This is a genomic window from Salinispora fenicalii (assembly GCF_000514815.1).
GTDB classification, from domain to species: Bacteria; Actinomycetota; Actinomycetes; order Mycobacteriales; family Micromonosporaceae; genus Micromonospora; species Micromonospora fenicalii.
This window is the reverse complement of sequence record NZ_AZWQ01000010.1, coordinates 87,084-110,902: the sequence shown is the minus strand read 5'-3', so window position 1 is coordinate 110,902 and position 23,819 is coordinate 87,084. Positions and strand designations below refer to the sequence as shown.

At 69.2% G+C, this 23,819-nt stretch carries 19 protein-coding genes; 3 read left to right on the top strand and 16 right to left on the bottom strand.

All coding sequences use genetic code 11. The features are described 5' to 3' along the window. The first annotated feature begins 52 nt into the window (after positions 1 to 52). Positions 53 to 976 (top strand): hypothetical protein, encoded by a 924-nt coding sequence (locus tag B116_RS0103625; protein ID WP_018721227.1) that lies wholly within the window; start codon positions 53 to 55, stop codon positions 974 to 976. Positions 977 to 1,042: 66 nt separating this feature from the next. After that, a complete protein-coding gene (locus tag B116_RS0103620) occupies positions 1,043 to 3,295 on the top strand; it encodes a transposase (protein WP_188115987.1) in 2,253 nt (750 codons plus the stop codon). A 201-nt stretch (positions 3,296 to 3,496) separates the two neighbouring features. Here B116_RS0103620 and B116_RS0103615 read toward each other — a convergent pair whose 3' ends face one another. The 5 genes from B116_RS0103615 to B116_RS0103595 all read right to left on the bottom strand — a co-directional run bounded on the left by B116_RS0103615 (position 3,497) and on the right by B116_RS0103595 (position 10,183). Next, complete coding sequence (locus B116_RS0103615; RefSeq protein ID WP_026321519.1) at positions 3,497 to 4,087, bottom strand: GTP-binding protein; 591 nt, start codon at positions 4,085 to 4,087, stop codon at positions 3,497 to 3,499. Between the two features lies 1 nt (position 4,088). Next, positions 4,089 to 4,466: a DUF742 domain-containing protein gene (locus B116_RS0103610; protein WP_026321520.1), complete on the bottom strand. Its 378-nt coding sequence runs from the start codon at positions 4,464 to 4,466 to the stop codon at positions 4,089 to 4,091. 95 nt (positions 4,467 to 4,561) lie between these two features. Next, positions 4,562 to 4,966: a roadblock/LC7 domain-containing protein gene (locus tag B116_RS0103605; RefSeq protein WP_011904728.1), complete on the bottom strand. Its 405-nt coding sequence runs from the start codon at positions 4,964 to 4,966 to the stop codon at positions 4,562 to 4,564. Next, the gene (locus tag B116_RS0103600; protein WP_027659230.1) at positions 4,963 to 8,496 is read right to left on the bottom strand and encodes a nitrate- and nitrite sensing domain-containing protein; all 3,534 of its coding nucleotides are present in this window, start codon (positions 8,494 to 8,496) and stop codon (positions 4,963 to 4,965) included. The genes B116_RS0103605 and B116_RS0103600 overlap by 4 nt, the downstream gene beginning before the upstream one ends. Before the next feature lie 592 nt (positions 8,497 to 9,088). Beyond that, positions 9,089 to 10,183, bottom strand: coding sequence for an adenosine deaminase (locus B116_RS0103595; protein ID WP_018721232.1), 1,095 nt, complete (start codon positions 10,181 to 10,183; stop codon positions 9,089 to 9,091). A gap of 171 nt (positions 10,184 to 10,354) precedes the next feature. On the opposite strand from B116_RS0103595, the gene B116_RS0103590 reads away from it, so the two are divergent. Then, positions 10,355 to 11,242 (top strand): putative RNA methyltransferase, encoded by an 888-nt coding sequence (locus B116_RS0103590; protein ID WP_027659229.1) that lies wholly within the window; start codon positions 10,355 to 10,357, stop codon positions 11,240 to 11,242. Here B116_RS0103590 and B116_RS0103585 read toward each other — a convergent pair. The 11 genes from B116_RS0103585 to B116_RS0103535 form a co-directional block, all read right to left on the bottom strand. Beyond that, positions 11,239 to 11,892: a DUF4272 domain-containing protein gene (locus B116_RS0103585; RefSeq protein WP_018721235.1), complete on the bottom strand. Its 654-nt coding sequence runs from the start codon at positions 11,890 to 11,892 to the stop codon at positions 11,239 to 11,241. The genes B116_RS0103590 and B116_RS0103585 overlap by 4 nt on opposite strands. Before the next feature lie 118 nt (positions 11,893 to 12,010). Continuing rightward, the gene (locus B116_RS0103580) at positions 12,011 to 13,291 is read right to left on the bottom strand and encodes a thymidine phosphorylase (RefSeq protein WP_027659228.1); all 1,281 of its coding nucleotides are present in this window, start codon (positions 13,289 to 13,291) and stop codon (positions 12,011 to 12,013) included. A 91-nt stretch (positions 13,292 to 13,382) separates the two neighbouring features. Continuing rightward, complete coding sequence (locus B116_RS0103575; protein WP_018721237.1) at positions 13,383 to 14,099, bottom strand: cytidine deaminase; 717 nt, start codon at positions 14,097 to 14,099, stop codon at positions 13,383 to 13,385. Further along, positions 14,099 to 15,379, bottom strand: coding sequence for an ABC transporter permease (locus tag B116_RS0103570; RefSeq protein WP_018721238.1), 1,281 nt, complete (start codon positions 15,377 to 15,379; stop codon positions 14,099 to 14,101). Before B116_RS0103570 ends, B116_RS0103575 begins: the two co-directional genes overlap by 1 nt. Positions 15,380 to 15,384: 5 nt before the next feature. Further along, the gene (locus B116_RS0103565; protein WP_027659227.1) at positions 15,385 to 16,698 is read right to left on the bottom strand and encodes an ABC transporter permease; all 1,314 of its coding nucleotides are present in this window, start codon (positions 16,696 to 16,698) and stop codon (positions 15,385 to 15,387) included. Further along, the gene (locus tag B116_RS0103560) at positions 16,695 to 18,350 is read right to left on the bottom strand and encodes an ABC transporter ATP-binding protein (RefSeq protein ID WP_027659226.1); all 1,656 of its coding nucleotides are present in this window, start codon (positions 18,348 to 18,350) and stop codon (positions 16,695 to 16,697) included. The genes B116_RS0103565 and B116_RS0103560 overlap by 4 nt, the downstream gene beginning before the upstream one ends. A 132-nt stretch (positions 18,351 to 18,482) precedes the next feature. After that, positions 18,483 to 19,544, bottom strand: a complete 1,062-nt coding sequence (locus B116_RS0103555) for a BMP family lipoprotein (RefSeq protein WP_027659225.1) — start codon at positions 19,542 to 19,544, stop codon at positions 18,483 to 18,485. A gap of 273 nt (positions 19,545 to 19,817) precedes the next feature. Then, the gene (locus B116_RS0103550; protein ID WP_018721242.1) at positions 19,818 to 20,159 is read right to left on the bottom strand and encodes a hypothetical protein; all 342 of its coding nucleotides are present in this window, start codon (positions 20,157 to 20,159) and stop codon (positions 19,818 to 19,820) included. 60 nt (positions 20,160 to 20,219) lie between these two features. Continuing rightward, positions 20,220 to 21,152, bottom strand: coding sequence for a sugar ABC transporter permease (locus B116_RS0103545; protein ID WP_018721243.1), 933 nt, complete (start codon positions 21,150 to 21,152; stop codon positions 20,220 to 20,222). Beyond that, positions 21,152 to 22,165 carry a carbohydrate ABC transporter permease gene (locus B116_RS0103540; protein ID WP_027659224.1) on the bottom strand — a complete coding sequence of 338 codons (1,014 nt, stop codon included), beginning with the start codon at positions 22,163 to 22,165 and terminating at the stop codon, positions 21,152 to 21,154. The genes B116_RS0103545 and B116_RS0103540 overlap by 1 nt, the downstream gene beginning before the upstream one ends. 111 nt (positions 22,166 to 22,276) lie before the next feature. Further along, positions 22,277 to 23,578, bottom strand: coding sequence for an extracellular solute-binding protein (locus tag B116_RS0103535; RefSeq protein WP_018721245.1), 1,302 nt, complete (start codon positions 23,576 to 23,578; stop codon positions 22,277 to 22,279). Positions 23,579 to 23,819 lie beyond the last annotated feature (241 nt).

The window sequence follows — 23,819 nt, the reverse complement described above, 5'->3', positions numbered from 1 at the left end:
TGCCGCCCACTAGGGTATGTGCGCGTAGTCACCCGCTGGGTCGACCTGGCGGGTGGGCAATCCGAAGCACACGGAGGTCAGCGTGGCCCGCCAGTCGCCTCAACGACCCGATTCCGACGAGCCTGAACTCGACGACTCGGCTGCCTCCGGCACCGCCGCCGCGTCGGCTGAGTCCGCCCGCGCGCTCTGGGCGGAGCTGCGGATCGACCCGGTGGAAATCGCGCTACCCGCCGGCACCGGCTACACGCTGCGGGCCTACCGCCCAGCTCGGGAGCTGACCCCGACCGACGTCGAAGAGCGCGACCAGGACGACCCCTTCCTCGCCCGGCGCCAGGTCGTGACCGAAGAGGACGACGATGAGGTCGTCATCCTCGACGAGGAGGTCGCCCAGGAGTTCGCGGAGAGCGACAAGGAGGAGCGCGACGCCCGCGGGGACTCGGGGGACGAGGCAGAGGCTGCCTCGACCGACTCCACGGACGACGCGGGCGATGAAGAGGTGCCGATCTTCCTCAGTCACAAGGGTCGGCTGCTGCTCTTCAAGACGACCGAGTCCCTGGTCAGCTTCGTGCGCTCCGGCGCTCCCAATGATCTGTCCCAGCTAGACAGCTGGGGCGAGCTGTCCGAGCGGGTGGAGCCGGCCGACGTCACGCCGCTCGACGAGGACGTGTACGAGCTCGACCTGGTCGTGGAGAACCTCCGCGGCGGGCACGACGCGTGGGACTCGACGCTACTCATTGAGGCGGGCGAGGTCGCCCGTGACCTCTCGTACGCGCTGCGGATGCCCGCCGTGCTGGAGATGCTCTCCGCTGGCTCCAGCCTCGACGACCTGGACGAGGCGTTGCGGGCGGCTGCCAACGGGGGGATTGGCGGCTTTCGCGGCCGGCGCCGACTCAAGAAGATCGGGGCACAAACCGCAAGCCTGGGTTGGCGCACCATTGTCGGCAAGATCTCTGCCGTTGTGGACTGGCGCGACTGACCCGTACCAGGGAGCATCATTCTCTGGCAGAGAAGACGACCTGTGTCCCGGGAGGAGGACGACTCCGTGGCGCTCGTGCGCGTGTACTGCGGTCTGGCCTCGGCGGATCCGGCTGAGCGGCCAGCTTCGGTCGGTTCGACGCTGACATCCGCTGTAGTCGACGACGCTGGTCGTCTGCTACACGTCTGCGAGATCGGCGACGACCCCGCCGGCTACGCCCAGTTGGTTACCCTGCTCGTGGAGCGATCGGGCGGTCCGAGCGGCGCGGCGATCGCCGCCGACAACGACGACCACACCGTCACCTCCCTCGTCAGCACCGCTGGTCGTCCGCTGGCGGTCGCCGACGACGACTCGGTGGATGACTTCGCCGAGCGGTTCGCCGACGACGACTCGCTTGAGGAGGCGCAGGCACCGCCGGTGCAGCGACGGGCCATCGGCCTCGCCCGCGCCCTGCAAGCCGGGGCGCTCTCCGCCGTCGCGCTCCCCGCACCACGGGATTTGGCCGGCTACAAGCCGGTCCTTGCCGCGCACGCCGCGCTCGCCAATGGCCGGCATTCGGCCGCGGTCGCGCTGCGGGAAGTGCTGCGGGAACTCTTCCCGGCGGCCCTACAGGCCTACCCTGACCCGGCCGAGCCGGTTGCGCTGGCGGTGCTGGACGCCCTGCCCGAGCCCGGGATGCTGGCTAGCGCCGGGCCGGACGAGCCGGCCGACCGAGTCGTCGCGGACCTCACCGCCGCGGGCGTCGCCGCGCCCGAGATGATCGAGGCCGCGATCACCGCCCTCCGGGTCGCGGTCGCCGAAACCCCGCGCCGCGCCGCGGTCAGCCGGTCCCTCACCTCAGCGGTGTCCACGACCGTCCGGCAGGCCGTCGCCGCGGTCCGGGCCTGCGACGTCGGCTGTGAGGCACTGGTCGGTGTGCTCCATGACCGGGCGGGCACTCCGGCTCCGGCCCGCCGGACCGCCGCCCGACGCGGTACGCCGATCGACGACCCGGCCTCCGCCGGCGCCGCCCTGCCCACCCGGCCGGCTGGTGCCCGTCGGTCCCCGCCAGAGGCGATGCCGGGCCAGGCCGCCCCGCCTTCCCCGCGTCCGCTCGGCCCCCCACCGGTAGCACCGATGCCGGTCGCACCCCCGCCGGTGGCCCCGGAGCCGATCGCACCCGCGGCCGTGGCCGGTCCGCCGGTCTCTGCGGCACCGGCTCTGCCGGAGGCAACGCCAAGCCCCGTTGACGGTCCGACGAACCGCCCCATCTCGTCGCCCGGCAGCACCCCCGCGCCGCCGTCGCAGCGCGGCTCGAGCTCACCGGCGGAGGCGGGCGAGCCGTTCCGGGCGACGTTGACCACCGCGGCGATCCAGAATGCGCGCGCTGAGCGGCAGCGCACCATCAACGCGCCACGACCCAACGCGAAGGCCGAACCGCCGACACCGAGTGGCGGGTTCAGCGTGACCGACGCCAGCGTGCCGGTGCCCACCCCGCGCCCCAGCCGGGATCCCGCTCCCCCGGGCTCGCGGGCGAACTGGCCGCTGATGAACACCCCGGACCCGGCGGACGGTTCCGTGCGTAGCTCCATGGCCGACTCGTATGGCGGGCAGGGGGTGGACGCCCCGACCGATCCAGGTGCGGAGAATCGAGTGCCGCCGCCGTGGTTGGCCGACGATATGCCCCAGGAACCGCCGGTGCTGCGCCTGGTCGAGCCGCCACCGCTGGCCGATCGCGCGCTGCGCGATGGGGCTGAGCCGCAGCTCGAGACGCCACCGCTCCGCGTCGTTGACCGGGATGGGCCCCACAGCCACCAGCCCACCGAGCGCGCCACCGGGCAGCAATTGCCGCCGGTGGAGCACCGCCCTCCACCGGTCGCGGACGACGGGGACGGGGATCTGCTCATCTTCGCCCAGGCGAAGTCGGCCTGGTTCGTCGGTCAGAGCGAAGACGACGAGGTGGACTGGTCGTCGCTGAACGACACCGGTTGGCAGGCCGCGGAGCAGGCCGCGGAGCAGGCGGCGATGCAGGCGGCGAAACCGAAGGCTGGCTCCGAGACGGCAGCGGGCCTTCCCATTCGGGTGCCGCAGGCCAACCTGGTCCCCGGTTCGCCGAAGCGGGACGACCGGCCACTGCGGATCGTTCGAGATCCGGCCAGCCTCGCGGAGAACACCACCGGCTACTTCCGCGGCTGGCGTCGCGGTCAAGAGATTGGGGGGTTCGCGGTCGGCGGTCGCCCGGGGCGCGAAGCCGCTGGCGGCTGGGACTTCACCCGGGACACCGGTGACCGCGACGAGGAACGAAAGTACGAGTTCCGGTCGGCCGGATACCAGTCCTGACTCCCAGGGCCTAGGCCGCAATCAACGCCAGCTAAATCGCACAGAGCCCCCGGCAGCTGGCCGGGGGGCTCTTCGACTTTCTCCTCCAAGCAGACCGTGGGCGAATGCGGGCGCGGGTCAGCTACTCCTGGCCCGCGGCGTGGAACGGCTAAGGTATCCATCCGACGACGACCTCGTCGTCGCCGGATACCCGCACGTCAATCAAGCCCGGGCGACAGCCCGGGACCGACGCATGGTGAGCACATACTCGACAAGCGAGATCAGCACGTGTTTCGTGGACTCTCGATTGCGGGCATCGCAGGCCACCACCGGCACCTCGCTGGGGATTGCCAGCGCGTCCCGAACCTCCTGCGGGTTGTGGTACTGCATCCCATCGAAGCAGTTGATGGCCACCAGGTAGGGCAGCCGCCGGTGCTCAAAGAAGTCGATCGCCGCGAAGCAGTCAGCGAGCCGACGGGTGTCGACCAAAACAACCGCACCGATAGCGCCACGGACCAGTTCGTCCCACATGAACCAGAACCGAGTCTGACCGGGCGTACCGAACAGGTACAGAATCAGGTCTCGGTCGATCGAGATCCGGCCAAAGTCCATGGCCACCGTGGTCGTCGACTTCCCCGGCACCTGCCGATTGTCGTCAACACCCACGCTCGCGGAGGTCATGATCGCCTCCGTTGTCAGCGGCGTGATCTCCGAGACCGAGCCGACCAGCGTCGTCTTACCGACGCCGAATCCACCGGCAATGACAATCTTCGCCGATGTCACGCGGCCGCTCGCGGTCGGCGGACGCGCCACGTCAGAGCCTGCGAAGTCCACTCAGCACCCTTTCCAGCAGTTCAGTGCCCACCACGTCGTCCGAGTCGTCCAGGATGGTCGGCTCATGGACCGCGACCAGGCCATCTGTCGCCATGTCGGCGATGAGCACCCGGGCCACCCCGAGCGGAAGCTGCATCCGTGCCGCGATCTCGGCTAACGACTGCACACGTCCATCACAGAGCGCGGCGATGTACTGGTGCTCACGGCCGTGTCCGCCGTTGCCGGTGGCAACGGCCCGCCCGCGCACCGTCGTCTCGATAAGCGCTTCCATCGCGATGTCGAGTCGGGGACGGGTGCGACCCCGGGTCACGGCGTACGGACGGACCAACGCGCCGGTCGGTTCGTCATGATCAGTCATGTCGCCGTTCACCTCCTTCGCACCCGGGGCCGGCCGGCGCGGGTCGACCCCCTCGTTGTTGTCCTTGCCCCGCCGACCACCCGGTCAGCGAAACATCAGCCCGGCATGCCTGCAGCCGCACGCGGCTGCGGGGTCAGTGCATCACCCACCCGGTCAACCAGGAGGGCCATCTCGTAACCAACCTGCCCCACGTCAGAATTACGGGCGGCGAGCACGGCGAACGACGAGCCATCCGAGATCGACATCAGGAAGAGGAAACCGTTGTCCATCTCTACCACGGTCTGGAGCACCGCACCGCCCTCGAAGCAGCGGGCTGCGCCCTGGGTAAGGCTGACCAGACCGGATGCGATGGCAGCCAACTGGTCGGCCCGATCCCGCGGAAGGTCCCGTGAGGCCGCGAGGAGTAGGCCGTCCGCCGACACGGCGACCGCATGCGCGACTCCCGGCACCCGGTCGGCGAAGTTGGCGAGAAGCCAGCCGAGATCCTGCGTAGTAGTCATCCTTCTTGCTCCTTCTGCCCGCTCCCGGCCATTGGGCCTGAGCCAGATTGCGAGGACTGCCCACCCGGACTTCCTTCCGGGCTGGTCCGGTTGCTGTCCGACGGATTCTTGCGCCCACGCTGGACCCCACGGTGATACGCGGAAAGCAACCCTCGGACCGACTCGGGCGTGCGCCGCTGAACCGATGCCGACGGTTTCTCCACCGCGCCCGGTACCAGCTGTGCCATCGGCGTGCGCTTCGGCAGGCCAGTGGAGGTAGTCGCCGCCACCTGTACGTCGCTGGCCGCGGTAGCGGCCCGCCAACCATCGTCGGCGGCGGTACTCCAGCCCTCACCAGCTCTTCCCCGCCGCTGGGCGAAGCCGCCCGTGGGGGGTGTGCTCCCGTTCGCTGTGCCGTTCTGATGCGACGTACCACCGGTCGTCGGGGTTTCTGCCATTGATGTGTTACCTGTCGTTGCGGGTGGTGTCTGCTGCTGCCTGTCCGCATCTATCCTGGCGAACTGCTGGGTCGTGGCACCACCCGACCCCATGGCACCGCCGCCCCCGACAGCGTCGGCGCCCTTGGCTGTCTCCTCTGCGCCGGGTCGGCGGGTGCGGAACCAGGCCGACTCCAACTCTCGGAAGATCGGCAGTTCCATCGTCGCGTCGGCCGCCGGCTGCTGATTCTGGGCCGACGCGGTCGGCGGTGCGGTTGACATCGGCGGAGCCGCGGCCGGCTGGGGGCCTGACACCGGAGCAGTTGGGCCGGCCGAGGCCGGCGCAGCGGGGTGCGCGGCCGGAGGAGGGCCGGCCGGACCTGGTACCCGGGGCAGCTCGGTAGTCAGATCGGGGGGTGTGGGGACCCGTTCGGAGGCCGAGGCAGCGGCGGTGTCTCCGGCCGCGCTGGGCACTGGTGGCCAGGCCGGTGGCGCGGCGCTGGTCGGGGCCGTGGTAGCCGGACGCTGCGGCAACGGCGCCGAGTACGGCTGGCCGGAGGCCGGTACGGCGGAGGTCGGTGCGGGGGAGATCGGTTGCCCGGAGGTCGGGGAAGCGGACACCGGCGACGCGGAGGTCGGCATACCCGCGGCCGGCGGGCCAGACACCAACCACCCGGGGTAGGGACTCGGCGGTTCGGCGTACGGCTGTGCCTCTGGGCTGCTCGGCAGCTGTCGCGGAATCCCCGGCTGCTGACCGGTGACATCCGACCCACCCGAGGGACGCCGTTGCGGCAACGCGTCGCTCGGCTGCCCGTTGGTGGGGAACGGGGCGTGCGGTTCACCGCCGGCGGTGGCGCTCTTCGCACCGGTGAAACCGGTGATGGCGCTGTCCGCACCGGTGAGATCGGACCACGTCGGCATCGCCCGCGGCGAACTCGAGGGGGTTCCCGCACCGTTGCTGTGGGCCGGGTCGAACGGCCGGCCACCGAGCGCTACCTGGTTACCCGACTCACCCGGGCGAGGGCCGGAGTGCGAACCAGCCGACGCGGACAACGCCCCGAAAGATGCCGTCGTGCTGGTGTTCACCGCTGGTGGCAGGCCGGGGGGCAGCTGCGGCCCGGCGGCGAGCGCCCTGGGCACCAATACGCCAGCCGGAAGGCTTACCTCCGCGACGGCTCCCCGATCGACGCCGGAGCGCAGCTCCACCTTGACCCCGTGCCGGGACGCCAGCCGGGCAACCACGACCAGCCCCATCATCCGAGAAACCGCCACGTCCACCTGTGGCGGGGTGGCAAGCTTCTCGTTCAGTTCCCGCAGCTGTTCCGGGCTGATGCCGATGCCGCGATCCTCCACGTAGAGGGAGGCAGAGTCGCCGACCCGGCGGGCCTCCACGACGACCTGCGACTCGGGCGGCGAGAACGCCGTCGCGTTGTCGAACAGCTCGGCGACGAGGTGTACCAGGTCGTTGACGGCGGCGGCCGCGACCTCGATGTCGCGATCAATGACGCCGAACTCGATCCGTGTGTAGTGCTCTACCTCGGACTGGGCGGCGCGAAGCACGTCGATCAGGGCGGCCGGTTCCCGCTGCACGCGGCTGGAGTCCGCGGCGGCGAGGACCAGCAGGTTCTCGTCGTTGCGGCGCATCCGGGTGGCGAGGTGGTCGAGCTGGAACAACTCGGCCAGTCGGTCCGGGTCCTCTTCGCCCTGTTCCAGTCGGTCGAGTTGGCCGATGAGTCGGTCGACCAGGATCTGCGACCGACGGGCGAGGTTGACGAACATGGTCGCCACGGAAGCCCGCAGGGCGGCCTGCTCCGCCGCGGTACGCACCGCCTCCAGGTGGACCGCGTTGAATGCCTCGGTCACCTGACCGAACTCGTCCTTGCTGCGCACCGGCAGCGGCTCGGCGATCCGGTTGGCGAGCTGCACCGGAGTTTGCTGGCCGCCGGCGGCCTGTGTCTCCCGCAGTCGGGCGACGGCTTGCGGCAGCCCGTGCTCGGCGAGCGTAAATGCGCCCTGCCGCAGGTCGCGCAGTGACCGCGCCATCGAGCGGGCGACCAGGTAGGCGAAGAGGATGGCGAGCAGCAGCATGCTGAGCAGCAGCCCGGTCTCCAGGAACACCCGCAGCTGCACGGCCGACCGGAGCTCGTCAGCGAGCTGGACGGCATCTCTGTCGATCTTCGCCTCCACCTCCCGGACCAGGGCGGCGTACGCGACCATCGCGTTGTCCCACTGGTCGGGCGTGAAGCCGACGCTCGCCAGGTTCCTGGCGTCGGAGAGGCCCCGCAGGTTGCTGTTGTAGGAGTCCGCCTCGCGGGCGTCGGGACCGGCCACCGTTTGGTCGTACAGCTCCTGGTCAGCACGGTCGGCGACGGCGGCGAAAGTCTCCAGCCACTGTCGCTGGCCGGTCCAGGTGGAGATGTAGGTGTTCCGTAGCTCGGGGGTGAGCTGCCGGCTGAGGGCAATGTGCACCACATCCCGTTGCTGGGACAGGTACTCCTTGTTCCGGGTCAGGGCGGTCGCGGCCCGCATCCGGTCGCTCAGCTCGGCGTCGCCGGCCAGCTGGGTGGCCGAGTCCCGCAGGTTGATCAGATCGGCGAGCAGGGCGTCGTACTGCTGTTGCGCCTGGGTGGTGCTGAGCCGACCGTTGTGCACCTGGCTTCGCGTTCCGGGCAGGTCGGCGAGGGTCTGGTCGATGAAGCGGAGCTGGTTCTCCAGCGTGGTGGGCAGGTCCTCAACCTCACCCCGACTCTTGGCGTACGGTTCCTTCGCCTGGTCGACGCGGGCGGACACCTCCTCGTAGGCCGCGCTGCGTTCCTCCCGCTGCGCCCGCCGATCCTCGCCGAGTAGCCGGATCGCTTCCGTCCGCTCGTCCTGCAGCTGGCTGACCAGGTCCCCTGAGTAGGCGACCAGGCTGGCGAGGTCGCCGGACCGATCGGCGTTGTTGAGCGTCCGCAGGTGGTCAACGATGCCACTGGTACCCACGATGGCTGTTGCGACGGTCGGCACGATCAAGATGAGACCGAGCTTGGACCAGATCGGCAGGTCGCGGAGCCGACCAGCAGGCCGGCGCAGACGCGACAGGGGCGAGCCTGCCGTCTTCGGTCGTTTGCTCACGTCACCGCCCTCGCGATTGCAGCCTTTGCGTTGCCCTCGGGCAACACCCGGTGACCGACCCATTGGATCGGGCCATCCGAGATTCCACCACGCCACCCCGGAAAGAGAAAGCCCAGGCTGGCCTTGACCACCACCACAGCGAGATGTTTTGGCGATTCGATCGCATTCAGTCTGACCTGAGTTACCCAACGCAATGGAGCGCCCCCTCCGCGTCTCCCTGCTAACCGCCACTCCGGCCAGCAAAAGTCGTACATAGCCGGATGATCCAGGCTTCCGGCTCGGCGCCAACGGCTGCCGCCCGAATTCTGGGAACCCGCTACCGTCGCCCCCAAAAGGGCAGGTCGTTCGGGAGCGCCGCCCCCTGGCACGCCGACGGGGCAGAGGAGATACAGCGCTCCAGCCAGCCCCGTGGCGAGCCAGGCGCGCCATTATACGCGGTCAGCGACGATTCAGGTACAGCTAGTCGGTCAATTCCGACAGCCAGTTCGCCACTTTTCGGCATCGAAGGGATGATTTGCCAGTGACCTTGCGAGCGTTCCCAGCGATGAACGCAATCCCAGCGGCCGACTTCACCGGCACCCGGGGCTCCGCCCTACGACTGCCCGGTACTGGTCAACAACCGCCCGTACGCCGGCTTGATCACCTCATCGATAATCTGTAGCCGCTGGTCGAACGGGATGAAGGCGCTCTTCATGGCATTAATCGTCAGCCACTGCAGTTCCCGCCAGCCGTACCCAAACGCGTCCACCAACAAAGCCATCTCCCGCGACATGGAGGTGCCGCTCATCAGCCGGTTGTCGGTGTTGACCGTGACCCGGAACCGCAGATCCCGCAGCAGCCCGATCGGATGGTCGGCGATCGAGGGGGCCGCTCCGGTCTGCACGTTCGACGAGGGACACAGCTCCAACGGAATCCGCTTATCGCGCACGTAGGCGGCCAGCCGACCAAGCACCGGCTCCGGCCCAGGCGTGATGTCATCCACAATCCGCACCCCGTGGCCGAGCCGATCCGCTCCGCACCACTGAATGGCCTGCCAGATCGACGGCAGCCCGAACGCCTCACCAGCGTGGATCGTGAAGTGGAAGTTCTCCCGCTGCAGGTACTCGAAGGCATCCAGGTGCCGGGTGGGCGGGAAGCCGGCCTCGGCCCCGGCGATGTCGAAGCCCACGACACCGATGTCCCGATGCCGCACGGCCAGTTCGGCGATCTCCTGTGAGCGGGCGGCGTGCCGCATGGCGGTCAGCAGCGTGCCGACCCGAATCGGCGTACCCTGCGCCGCGGCGAGGTCGCTGCCCTCGGCGAAACCGGCGATCACCGCCGCGACCACCTCGTCCAGGCTTAGGCCCCGCTCCAGGTGCAGCTCCGGCGCGAACCGAACCTCCGCGTAGACGACACCATCGGCCGCCAGGTCCAGCGCGCACTCCCGGGCCACCCGCCGCAGCGCCGAGGCGGTCTGCATGACCTGAACGGTGTGCGCGAAAGTCTCCAGATACCGCTCCAACGAGCCGGAGCTGGCCGCGTCAACGAACCAGTGGCCCAACGCCTCCGGGTCGGTCGTCGGCAACTCGTGCCCCGCCTCAGCGGCCAGCTCGACGACCGTCGCTGGTCGCAGGCCACCGTCTAGGTGATCGTGCAGCAACGCCTTGGGGGCCTGGACGATGTCCTCGTACCGGATAGTGGCGACCATGGTCAGACCCTAGTCGGCCCCGGCGCCTGCGCAGCGTCAGACCCGGCGGCGCGTTGCCCGGCTCACGCCCGTCAGCCGGGCGCGGCAGTGATCGACACGGCAGCCGGGTCGGTAGGATGCCGGTCCACCGGGTGACCGCCCGGCCCGCCACCGACCGGCCCGGAGCCCGACATGGATCCCCGCATCCGCCACCGGCTGTGCTGCCCAATCTGCGCCCTACCGCTGGCCGAGGCGACCGCTGGCACCGCCCAAACGCTGGCCTGCCCGCGCCGACACAGCTTCGATGTGGCCCGGCAGGGCTATGTGAACCTCCTGGCCGGCCGGGCACCACACGTCGGGGACAGCAGCGAGATGGTCGCCGCCCGCGCCGAATTCCTCGCCGCCGGTCACTACGACCTGATTTCCCGGGCGCTGGCCGAAGCAGCCGCGGTCGCCGCCACCCGCTACCGCGCCGCGCATCCCCAGCCCGGGGCGACCACCGCGGCGTACCCCCTGGTGGTTGAGCCCGGTGGCGGCACCGGCTGGCACCTCGCCGCGGTGCTGGCGGCGCTGCCGGACGCCGTCGGCCTGACCCTGGACGTGTCGAAGCCGGCGCTACGTCGCGCGGCCCGCGCACACAGCCGAGCCGGGGCGGCGCTGGCCGACACCTGGCAGCAGCTACCGCTGCCCGACGCGTCAGTCGCCGTGTTGTTGAACGTCTTCGCCCCGCGCAACGGAGCGGAGTTTCACCGGGTACTCGATCCGGCCGGCGCGCTGCTGGTCGTCACGCCGGCCGCCGACCACCTCACCGAGTTGGTCGGCGCACTCGGCCTGCTCCGGGTAGATCCGGCGAAGCCCGACCGGGTGGCCGGGCGCCTCGGAGAGCACTTCGCCACCGAGTCGGAGACCGAACACCGAAGCCGGTTGACGTTGACCCGCCCGGAGATCGCCGCCCTGGTCGGGATGGGACCCAGCGCCTGGCATACCGATCCAGCCGGGCTCGCCGAACAGATCGCTGCCCTGCCCGACCCGGTCGAGGTGACCGTGGCCGTCCGGCTCGGCGTCCACCGCCGCCGCTAGGTGGAGAGATCCACCTCTTCCCAACCGGGGGGCTCGTCATGGTAGGGGCCCCGGAGGACCACTGCCCACTCCAAAGCCCACCGACGCTGCCCGATCGCATTGGCGTCCACCAGGCCGGGCAGGGTTCGGTGGGCGTGCTCCACCTCGAGATAAGCCCAGTCCAGGCAGTAGTGCAGGTCAAGCAGGGCCGCCGCGTCCGCCGGATCCCGGGGGGCGGTGAGGGTCCGCGACCGCCAGCGCCACATCGTCTCACCGGCCAGAATGTTCGGCATCCGCTCCACCAGCCGCTCATCCACCGGCAGCGTCGGGTCCAACTGCCGGGTTAGGCCGAGCACCCAGGCCAGGGCGTACAACGCGTCGTAGTGCAGCACGAACGAGCGGTGATCACCCTTGCCGCCGGTAACGAACTGCCACTCCGGCGGGGTGACCGTCTCCACCAGATGCGAGGCGAGCAGCCAGCTCATGGCCGCCTGCGGCGGCATGCCGAAACAGCGGGCCAGGATGAGGTGCAGCACCGCGACCCGCGTCTCGATCTCGCCGGTCGGGCGCAACTCGATCTCATCGCCCGGCTCCCACACCAGGGGAAAGTGCGCCGGCGGCAATGGCAGACCCAGCCGAGACAACTCCTCCAGGCTGGCCGCACGCACCATTCGGGGGTTTGGGGCAGGTACCGCCACGACGGTTATCCTCGTCTGTTCGGACTGGCTGGCCGGAACGTCCTCCTGGCCAGGCAGAATATCCCTCCGCCGAAGGGAACGGAACGGACGGTCAGCTGATTCGTTCCAGCACCAGCGGCTGTTGTTCCGGTGCGGACGCTGCGATCCGTACCGCCTGCACCGCCTCCTTCCGGGCCGCCGGGATCCGGTCGGCGTGCTCGGCCCGCAGCTCAAAGAGGGGATCACCAGCCCGGACCGGATCACCGGGGCGCTTGTGCAGCAGCACCCCCGCCGGCGCAGACACCGCGTCCTCCTTGCGGGCCCGTCCGGCACCGAGCCGCCAGGCGGCCACCCCCATTCCGTACGCGTCGATCTGGGCCACCACACCGCTTTCGTCAGCGCGGACCACCTCGACCTCCGGCGCGGTGGGCAGCGGGGCATCCGGGTCCCCGCCCTGGGCCCGGAGCATCGCCCGCCAGGCATCCATCGCCCGGCCGTCGCGCAACGCCGCCGCCGGGTCAGCGTCCGGTAGCCCGGCCGCGTCCAGCATCTCGCGGGCCAGGGCCAGGGTCAGCTCGACCACGTCGGCCGGTCCGCCGCCCGCCAGTACCTCCACGGATTCGGTCACCTCGACCGCGTTGCCGATGGCCAGCCCCAACGGGGTGGACATGTCGGTCAGCAGGGCGACCGTGCGGACGCCGTGCGCGCCGCCCAACTCGACCATGGTACGGGCCAGTTGCCGGGCCTGGTCGACCGACTTCATGAACGCACCTGAACCGACCTTGACATCGAGCACCAGAGCGCCAGTACCCTCGGCGATCTTCTTGCTCATGATCGAGCTGGCGATCAGCGGGATGGCCTCCACCGTGCCGGTCACGTCCCGCAACGCGTACAGCTTGCGGTCGGCCGGCGCGAGACCGGCACCGGCCGCGCAGATTGCCGCGCCGACGCCGCGCAGCTGGGCGATGAACTCCTCGTTGCGAAGCGATGCCCGCCAGCCCGGAATGGATTCCAGCTTGTCCAGCGTGCCGCCGGTGTGCCCGAGGCCCCGACCGCTGAGCTGCGGCACCGCCGCACCACAGGCCGCCACCAACGGAGTCAACGGCAGGGTGATCTTGTCTCCGACACCGCCGGTTGAGTGCTTGTCGACCGTCGGCCGATCAACCGCCGACAGGTCCAGCCGCTCTCCGCTGGCGATCATCGCCGCGGTCCATCGGGCGATCTCCGGCGCGGTCATCCCGTTCAGCAGGATCGCCATCGCGAGCGCGGCCATCTGCTCGTCCGCTACCTGGCCCCGGGTGTAGGCGTCCACCACCCAGTCAACCTGTGCGTCGGAGAGGACCGCGCCGTCCCGCTTGGCCCGAATGACATCAACCGTTGCAAATTCCGCCATGAGACTACCCTTTCCCCCACGTTCTCGGCCCGGGCTGCGCACCCGCACGCTCCGCTGTGTCCCGCCGTTGGTCGGCCCTCGGCCCGTACGCTCAGCCCGGCCACCGGATCGGGATCTCCAACGGCGGCTCGCCTTCACCCGCCCAGAAGATCGTGCCGGCCGCGTCCACCACCACGACCCGGGGCACCCGGGCCAGCCCCCAGGTGATCGCCTCCGCTGGATCGTCCCAGCTCGGCCCCTCCTCCAGAACGCCGGTCTCGCCGTCTCCGGCCTCCCCCGCCGAGCGTTCCCAGTACGCCGTCCACACCTGCTGCCCCGCCGACAGGTCCGGGTGCACGAAGACCGTCCCGCGTCCCCGCCAGGCAGCCAGCCGCTCCGGCACCACCGGAACCGGGTCCTCCCCGGTCACCGCCTCCAGATCCGCCGCGTCGAAGGCGTGCGGCAGCAGCTCGGCCATCCGCAGCGCGCCGCCCTTCGCCTCGATCAGGCACTCCGGGCCACCGTGCTCCCAGAGCAGCTGCCGGCACCGCCCGCACGGCATCAGCGGCTCCCCGGTGGCGTCAACGCAGGAGAGCGCGGTGATCCGCCCGCCACCGGTGGCGTGCAGTGCGGAGATCACGCCGCACTCGGCGCAGAGCACCATGCCGTACGACGCGTTCTCCACGTTGCAGCCGACCACGACGCGACCATCGTCAACCAGGGCGGCCGCCCCTACCGGAAACTTCGAGTACGGCACGTACGCGTGCCGCATCACCTCGGTCGCCGCGGCGCGCAGCCGCTCCCAGTCGATCTCCATCTGGCGTCCCATCAACCCTTGATGTACGGCTTTCCATCGGCGGCCGGCGCCCGGACCCGACCCACCAGCCCCGCTACCGCCAGGATCGTCGCCAGGTACGGCAGCATCGCCAGGAACTGACTCGGGATGGTGCTGTTGATCGCGCTCAGGTAGGTGGCGAGCTGGTCAGCGAAGCCGAAGAAGAGCGCCGCCAGCAGCGCGCCGGTCGGGCTCCACCGGCCAAAGATCAGCGCCGCCAGAGCGATGAAGCCCTTGCCGCCGATCATATTCTTGGTGAACGAGAAGAGGGCGAGCGTGTACGACGCACCACCGATGCCGGCGACCGCCCCCGCCAGCAGCACATTGCGGTAGCGCAGCCGCAGCACCCGGACGCCGAGGGTGTCGGCGGCGGTCGGGTGCTCACCGACCGAACGAGTGCGCAGGCCCCACCGGGTGCGGAACAGCCCGATGTGAATCACCAGGACCAGGAGGAGACCCAGGTAAAGGAAGATGTTGCCGGCGAACAGCGCCGGCCCGAGCACCGGAATCTCCGACAGCAGCGGGATCTCCCAGTCGCTGAACCGTGGGGCGCTGTTGTACTTCGCCGGGTCGGGCTGCATCAGCCGCTCGTAGAGGAAGCCGGTGATCCCCACCGCGAGCAGGTTCAGCACGATCCCCATGACCACCTGGTCCACCAGGTAGCGGATGGCGAAGACCGCCAGCAGCAGCGAGATGAAGGTACCGCCGATCGCCGCGGCCACCAGGCCCACCCAGAGGTTACCGCTGAGGCTGCCGAAGAGGGCGCCGCTGAAGGCACCCATCAGCAACTGCCCCTCGATAGCCACGTTGACCACGCCGGAGCGTTCGCAGAGCACGCCGGCCAGCGCCCCGAAGATCAACGGAAGGGCCAAGATGAAGGTACCCCGGACGATGTTGACCAGGGGCATGAAGTTCTGCCCGGTCGGCGCGGTGGAGACCTGCCAGCAGAGGAAGCTCACCACGAAGCCGACCAGGCCGGCACCGAGCACGAGGGTGAACCAACGCGTCGGCAGCCCGGCGAGGATCGCCACGCCGGCGGCGAGGGCAACCGCCCCGAAGAGGGCCGCGCCGACCGTACCGTTGATCTTCAACGCGGCGCCGCTGGCGTCCTCGCTGAGGGTGAACCGGGCCGGCTCACTGGCGGCGAGCGTGGTGAAGAGCGACACCGCCAGCAGGCCGAGCGCGGTCAGCACCAGGCCGGCCTTCCGGTTCCGGGTCCAGAACCCCGCGTTGACCGGGGCGACCGCGACGTCGTCAACAGCCATGGTGGACATGCGCGTCACCAGCCCTTCGCGAGGCTCGTCTGCGGCCGGGCGGCCCGGGCGGCTCGAAGCTGGAAGATCGCCTTCACCAGAGCCGGTGCGGCGATGAAGATGACGATCAGCGCCTGGAGCACGGTAACCAGTTCCAGCGAGACCCCCGAGTACGACTGCATCCGGTTACCGCCGGCCTGCAGTGCGCCGAAGAGCAGTGCGGCGAGCAACACGCCCCACGGCTTCACCCGGCCGAGGAGCGCCACCAGAATTCCGTCGAACCCGACCTGGGCCACGACCAGCGGGGTCAACGCGGCGGCGGTGGTGCCGAGCACCATCTGCGAGCCACCGAGGCCGGCCAGGGCACCGGCGAAGACCATGACCAACACATAGGTCCGGGTGACGCTGATGCCGGCGGTACGCGAGGCCGCCGGGTTGCTCCCCACGGCCCGCAGCTCGAAGCCGAGGGTCGACCGATTCAGCAGCCAGGCGACCGCCCAGGTCACCAGCACGGCGAGGATGATTCCGGTATGCGCCCGCAGGTTGTCCCCGAACAGCCGCGGGAGCTGCGCGGAGGCGTCCACCGGCCGGCTGATGGCATCCGTACGGTTCGGGTCCTGAACCCCGTTCTGCACGATCAGCCAGACCAGGAAATACGCCGCGACGTAGTTGAGCATGATCGTGTTGATCACCTCGTGGGCGCCGGTGCGGGCCTTGAGAATCCCCGGAATGAAGCCCCACAGGGCACCGCCGACCGCACCGGCGAAGACCGCGACGAGCAGGTGCAGCCCGGCCGGCAGCGGCAGCAGGAACCCGGCCAGCCCGGCCGCGATGACGCCCATCGTGGCCTGCCCCTGGGCACCGATGTTGAACAGGCCACCACGGAAGGCGAGGGCCACGGAGAGCCCGGTGAAGACCAGCGGGGCGGTGTAGGTCAGCGTCTCCGAGATCGGGCTCAGCGCCGCGGTGAGGCCGACCGCGTCGGGGTCGAGGACCGCACCCTTGAACAGGTTCGCGTACGCCTCGCTGACCAACGTCCAGCTGGCGTTGAGGGCGTCGCCCGGGCGGGCGGTGAAGTAGCTGTAGGTGCCCAGCACGTCCGGATCGGAGACGATCATCAGGATCCCGCCGACGACCATCGCCAGGAGCAACGACAGCAGCGTCACCGTGAAGGTGTTGGCGGCCCAGAGATTCTCCACGAAGAGCCGCCCGAGCGCGGGGCGCTCCGGTGGCTGCTGACTCGTCGGCTCGGCGCGCTCGGTGTTGTCGAGCGCCATCCTGGCCGCCTGGTCCGCGGTCGCCGGTTCCTTGTCCGGGGAGCCGGACTCTGCGTTGGTCATGCCTCGTCCTCGCTACCGGGGCCCGATGGGGCGTCCGCCCCGCCGTCGGTACCCGCCGTCGCTCCGTCCGCCCCGGCTTCCGCCGGGTCCGGAGTGCAGCCCGCCATCAGCAGGCCGATCTCCTCGCGGGGGGTGTCCGGGCCGACGATGCCGATGATCCGGCCGCGGTACATCACCGCGATCCGGTCGGCCAGGCCGATCACCTCGTCGAGCTCGCTGGAGACCAGGAGGACCGCAGTCCCGGCATCCCGCTCGTGAATGACCCGACTGTGGATGAACTCGATGGAGCCGACATCGACGCCGCGGGTCGGCTGGGCGGCGATGAGGAGTTTCAGCGGCCGGGACAGTTCCCGGGCGACGATCACCTTCTGTTGGTTGCCGCCGGAGAGCGTGCCCACCGGCGCCTCCGCCGACGGGGTACGGACGTCGAACTGGGCGATCCGCTCCCGCGCCGACTCTTTGATCGCATCCGGTCGGAGCGCGAGCCCCTTGCCGAACGGCGGTTGGTCGTACAGGTCCAGCACCAGGTTCTCCGCGATGCTGAGTTCCTTGACCAACCCGTCGACGCTGCGATCCTCGGGCACGTAGCCAACGCCCGCGCGGAGGACCTCCTTGGTTGACCAGTCGTCGATCCGCTCCCCGCCCAGCTGCACCGAGCCGGCGAGCGCCGGGCGCAGCCCCATGACCGCCTCGACCAGCTCGGTCTGGCCGTTGCCCTGCACGCCGGCGACGCCGAGTACCTCACCCGCGTGCACGGTCAGGTCAACGCCGTCCACCGCACGTACCTGCCGGTCGTCGTCGACGGCCAGCCCGGAGAGCTCGAGTACCGGCTCGCCGGGCGTCGCGGGCTGCTTGTCCACGGTGAGCCGGACGGAGCGGCCAACCATCAGGGCGGCCAGTTCGTCCCGGCTCGCCTCCGGCGTGGCGGTGCCGACGGTCCGGCCGCGCCGGATCACGGTGACCCGGTCAGCGATGGCCTTCACCTCGCCGAGCTTGTGGGTGATGAAGACGATCGACCTGCCAGCGGCCTTGAGCTCCCGCATGACGGTGAGCAGTTCCTCGGTCTCCTGCGGCGTGAGCACCGCGGTCGGCTCGTCGAGGATGAGCAGGTCAACGTCGCGGGTCAGCGCCTTGACGATCTCTACCCGCTGCTGGATGCCGACCGGCAGGTCCTCGATGACCGCGTCCGGGTCAACCTGGAGGTTGTAACGGGCGGAAACCTCCGTGACCTCGCGCCGGGCCCGTCGGCGGTCGAGGAAGCCGAGCATGCCGCCCCGGACCTGCTCGGACCCGAGCATGATGTTCTCGGCCACGGTCAGGACCGGTACCAGCATGAAGTGCTGGTGCACCATCCCGATCCCGGCCGCGATGGCGTCCGCCGGGCCGCGCAGCTGCAGCGGCTTCCCGTCCACCAGGATCTCGCCCTCGTCGGGCTGGTAGAGCCCGTACAGCACATTCATCAGGGTCGACTTGCCCGCGCCGTTCTCCCCGAGCAGGGCGTGGATCTCCCCCGGCTCCACCGTGAGATCGATGTGGTCGTTGGCGACCAGGTCACCGAAGCGTTTGGTGATGCCGCGCAGTTCGAGTCTCAGCGCAACCTCCCGGGTACGAAGCGATGGTGCGGGGAGTTGCCGGCACGCCGGCAACGGCACCCGTCGGTGGAGCCGATCGGCCGCCCCGGCACCAGCGGGAGGTCCCGTGGCACCAGGGCGGCCGGATCGTCGTGCGGTGCCGCTCGCCGAGCAGCTTGGCTAAGCGCCTCTCCACGGCGAGCCGGCATCAGCTCACTGCGGCTGGGACTCCGACTCAACCTTGATCAGGCCGGCCGCGATGTCCGCCTTCAGCTTGTCGACCTCGGCCTTCAGCTCAGCCGGGATCTTGCTGTCGAACTCGTGGTACGGCGCGAGCGAGACGCCCTCGTTGGCCAGCGTGCCGGTGAAGCCCGGGTCCGCCTCCAGCTTCTCCCCGGCGGCGGCCTTGAGCACGGCCTCCTGAACGGCACCGGGGATGTTCTTCACCACCGTGGTGATGATCGCCGGGCAGTTCGAGGTGCTCTCGCAGCCGTCGACGTCGACCCAGATGGTGTTGTACTTGCCACCGGAGGCCTGGGCCGCCGCGGTGGTGCCGAGACCGGCGCCCCCGGCGACCGGCATGATGATGTCCGCACCCTGGGCGACCAGTGCGTCGCTGACCTTCTTGCCCTCGTCCTGCTTGACGAAGTCATTGGCGAACGAGCCGTTCTGGCTTTCCTTGTCCCAGCCCAGGACCTGGACGTTCTTGCCCTTGGCCTCGTTGTAGCGGTCCACCCCGTCGGCGTAGCCGTCCATGAAGATGGTCACCGGCGGGATCTTCAGACCGCCGTAGGTGCCCACCTTGCCGGTCTCGCTGAGGCCGGCGGCCAGGTAGCCGGCGAGGAAGCCGGCCTGGGCGGTGTCGAACTGCATCGGGTAGACGTTGCTCTCCGGCAACTTCGTGTCCACGATGCCGAACTGCTGGTCCGGGTTCGCCGCCGCGATCCTGGAAGTGGCGTCCCCCATCAGTCCACCGACGGCGAGGATGAAGTCGCAGTCCTGGTTGACGTACTGCGTCAGGTTCGGCTCGTAGTCCGCCTCGGCCTTCGACGCGACGTACTTGATGTCGATGTCCTTGTTTTCGTCCTTGGCCGCCTCCAGGCCCTTCCAGGCCGAGGTGTTGAAGGACTTGTCGTCGATCCCGCCGACGTCGGTCACCATGCAGGCACTGAACTTCTCGCCGCCGCTACCGGCGTTGTCTTCCTCGGGCGCCTCACCGCAGGCGGTGGCGGCCAGCACGAGGCCACCCACCGCGAAGACCGAGGCGATCCGCATCCCACGCACCGAGCGCAAGACGTCTCCTTCCATTGCGCACCGCGCATCCGCGGTGGCAGCCCTTGTGAACCGGCCTGCACTGTGCCGCCGGTGTCCCACGTTCCGGACGCCGAGCGTACGCCCAGGCACCTACCCCGGCCACAATCATGCGTGACTGTTGAGTGCCTGTTACCCCGACGTGATCCTTGGGTACTTCGGTCTCTCGACATGCCAGTCAAAAGAGCGCGGGGTGGGACGAATTCCCCTCCGCAGGGGAGGTTCCCCCGTCGGACGTTACCGCCAGAAGACCGCTACCGCAGCGTTGACCAGGGTCAGCCCGATGATCGCGAGGAAATGTCCACGGTTGACCGCTTCCCGCTTCCGCGAGAAGAAGACCATGACGAAGATGAACAGCGCGAGCGCCAGCTTGGTGACGAGCTTCGCGGGGTCCGGCTCACCCCCGTCCCGCAAGGGCGCGGAGAGGCCGATTCCGGTCAGCAACGCGAGCCCCGCACCCCAGAGCATGGCCGAGTTGATCCGGAACCTGCCCTTGAGGTACTGCACCGTCGCACCACCGAGCAACAGCGCGAACCCGATCAGGTGGATGTAGCGGAGGATGAGTCGTAGAGCTTCCACACGGCCTATCCTCCCGCACCAACGACGGGTCGTAGTAGAGGGGCTCGGTCGATCGGCGCGTCAGCCCTTCGTACCACCCGCGGTGAGGCCCGAGACCAGGTGCCGTTGGGCGATCAGGAAGACCAGCCCGGCCGGGACCGTCACCAGCACCGCCGCCGCCGTCAGGTACTCCCACTGCGGGTTGTACTGCGGCACGAACTGCCGAAGCCCGTACGCCAGGGTGAACTGGTTGTCGGTCTGGATGAAGGCCGAGGCGTACGCGACCTCCCCCCAGGCGGTGAGGAAGGTGTAGAAGGCGGTGACCGCGACGGCCGGGCGGGCCAGTGGCAGCACCACCCGCCAGAAGGTGGCGAACGGGCCGCAGCCATCCAGCGCCGCCGCCTCGTCCAGCGAGGTGGGGATGGAGTCGAAGTAGCCCTTGAGCATCCAGGCGCAGAACGGAACCGCGATGGTCAGGTAGGCGATCACCAGCGACGGCAACGTGTTGATCAGCCCGAGCCGCGCCATGATCGTGTAAATCGGCACGATCAGGATGGCCACCGGAAACATCTGGGTGACCAGGAAGACCATCATCAACGGGCGCCGGCCCGGGAAGTTGAACCGGGAGACGGCGTAACCGGTGGTCGCCGAGAGGAAGATGCCGATCCCCATCGTGCCGGCAGCCACAATCACCGAGTTCAGCAGCCACCGCAGAAAGCTGGTGTCGAAGAGCACGTAGCGGTAGTTGGTCAGGGTCGGATCCTGGACCAGGGTCAGGTTGCTGCTCTGCACCGCGTACCCGGGCTTGAACGAGGAGAGCAGCACCCAGACGATCGGACCGATCGCGATCAACGACGCGACGATCAGGGTCCCGTGCAACAGCAGCGACGTCGCTGGGCTACGCCGACTGCGACCAGCACGCCGCGCGCTCTCGGCCGGGGCGGCCGGTGTGGACCCGGCCTCGATCGGGGCCACCGTTGCCGCGGCCGTCCCGGAGCTGGTCGATTGACTCATCACCACACCTCGCCTTGCTTACGCAGTGCCCGCCGGTAGAACACGGAGAAGACCAAGAGAATGGAGAGAATCAACACGCCGTACGTGGAGGCGAGCGAGTAGTTGCGAATGCCCTCGAAGGCGGCCCGGTACGCGCCGGTCACCAGGATCTCGGTCTCTCCGGCCGGCTCTCCCTCCGTCACCAGGAAGATGACTGGGAAGAGGTTGAACGTCCAGATGGTGCCGAGCAGGATCACGGTCATGCTGGTCGGGCGCAGGCCCGGCATCGTGACGGTACGGAACCGTTGCCATGGCGACGCACCATCGATCTCCGCCGCCTCGTAGAGCTCACCGGGAATGGTCTGCAGCCCGCCGAGCAGCGCCACCATCATGAACGGCACACCGAGCCAGACGTTGGTGACGATCGCGGTGAACAGTGAGGTCCACCGTTCGGAGAACCACGGGAACGGGTCGGCCCCGAGCGTGGTGAGCAGCGAGTTCGCCAGGCCGAAGCGCTCGTTGAAGATGAACTTCCAGGCGAAGGCGCTGACGAAGGCCGGCACCGCCCACGGCAGCACCAGCAGCACCCGGTAGAGGCCACGGCCGCGCATCGGGCGATTGAGCAGGATGGCGAGACCAAGTCCGAGACCAAAGTGGAAGGCGACGCCGACGAAGGTCCAGATCAGGGTGATCCCGGTCCACTCCCAGAACCGGCCGACCTCACCGGTGAGGACCCGGACGTAGTTGTCCAGACCCGCATACTCCCACCGGTTGGGGTTCTCCTCGCAGACCTCACCGCCGGTGATCGACTTGGTGCAGATCTCCGCCACCTGGTTGGCCTCGTTGAGGTTGGTGAAGGAGAGCCAAATTCCCCGGCCGAGGGGATAGAAGATCAGGACTGCCAGGACGATCACCACCGGCAGGACCATCGCCCAGGCGTACCAGTTCCGGTCCCAGCTACGACGAAGCCGAGACGGGCGGGCGAAGCGACGGTCGGGCGGTGCGGACGCTGGCGCGGCGGTCACGGTGCGCATATCAGCTGAGCTCCAGTAGGTGAGCCGGCTGGCCGGCGACCGGAGGGGTCGCCGGCCCGGCCGGATACCGAGGGACGAGTGGTCGCCGGCCCCTGCCCGCCGGCGGGTGGATCAGAACCCGTACGCGGTGACGACCTCCGCCTGGTACCTCTTCGCGACCTCGTCGAGCGCGTCCTTCGGGTCCCGGTTCTGGATCAGGACCTCGGTGGCCATCTGGTCCAGCGGTTCGAAGAACTGGCCGGCCTCGGGGATCCAGGGGCGGCCGACCGCGGCCTCGACGGCCGGCTGGTACGCGGCCACGATCGCATTGCTCCGCACCGCGTCGAGGTCGTAGGCCGACTTGCGCGTCGGCAGCAGCCCGAGCTTCTCGGCGAGGAAGGCCTGTGATTCGGTGGAGCTCATGAAGGCCACGAAGGCGACGGCGGCCTCGACCTTCTCCTCCGGCATGCCGGACCAGACGGTGTAGTTGTGCCCACCGACCGGACCGCCGGCCCGGGCCGAGCCGCCGGGGACCGGAGCGATGCCGAGGTTCTCCACGCCGCCGAAGGTCGGCGCCTGCGAAACGTTGTTGACCTCCCAGGGGCCATTAATGATCATGGCGACCTTCTCTTCCTTGAAGAGGGTCATCATGGTTCCGTAGGAGTCCGTCGCGGGCGGCTGGACGGCCGCGCCGCTGTCGATCAGATCCTTGGCGATCTTCAGCCCGGCCACGTTCTGGTCTGAGCCGACGACGATCTTCTTGGCCGGGACATCTACCAGGTCCCCGCCCTCGCCGTAGAGGAACGGCAGCAGGAAGTAGCCCGCCGGATTGAGGTAGAGGCCGTCCGCGCCGGTCTTCTCCTTGACGGCCTGGGCGGCGGTCTTCAGCTCGGCCCAGGTCGTCGGCGCGGCGGCGACACCCGCCTCGGCCAACAGCTTCTTGTTGTACATGAGCGACAGCGTGTCGGTCACCTGTGGGACGCCATAGGTCTTGCCGTCGTACTTGTTCGAGGCGAGCGGGGTAGCCAGGAAGTCCGACGCGTCGGCGAGCAGTTCGGAGCCGTCCAGCGCGTAGAGGTAGCCCAGCGAGGCGAACTCCGGAACCCACGCCACCTCCGCCCGCAGGATGTCCGGCGCACCGGCCTCGGCCTGCGCTGCCGTCTTGAACTGGTTCTGCGCCTCACCGAACGGGACCGACTGATAGTTGATCTTCACGTTCGGATAGGTCTGGTTGAACTTGGCGATCAGCTCCTGGAAAACCGGACCCTCGTTCTTCGGGTCCGAGGTGTCCCACCAGGTCAGTTCAGCCTTCATGGCTGCGGGGTCGGTCGTTGACCCTTCCCCCGCGCTCTGCTCGTCCTCGCCACAGGCGACGAGGGTCAGAGCAAGGGCGGCGGAGGCGAGTACGGCGACTCCCTTGGCTGTGCGACGCATGTTCGCTCCTAGATTGCCTGCCGGTGTCGGCGGGACACTAGCAAGAGTTTTCTAAGTTAGAAACCCTTTGCGAACCGTCTTGCAATAACCGGGGTCATCTTGTCATCTAGACCCGCCTCATGTCGGGCTTCTGCGACAAAAGGCAGGCCCGGACGGCGATCGACCGTCACCCCCATCCGCTGCAACCCCAGCCCGCCCGCTGCGTTGATGCTGCTCGATGCAGTCGACTCTGGGGCCGCCA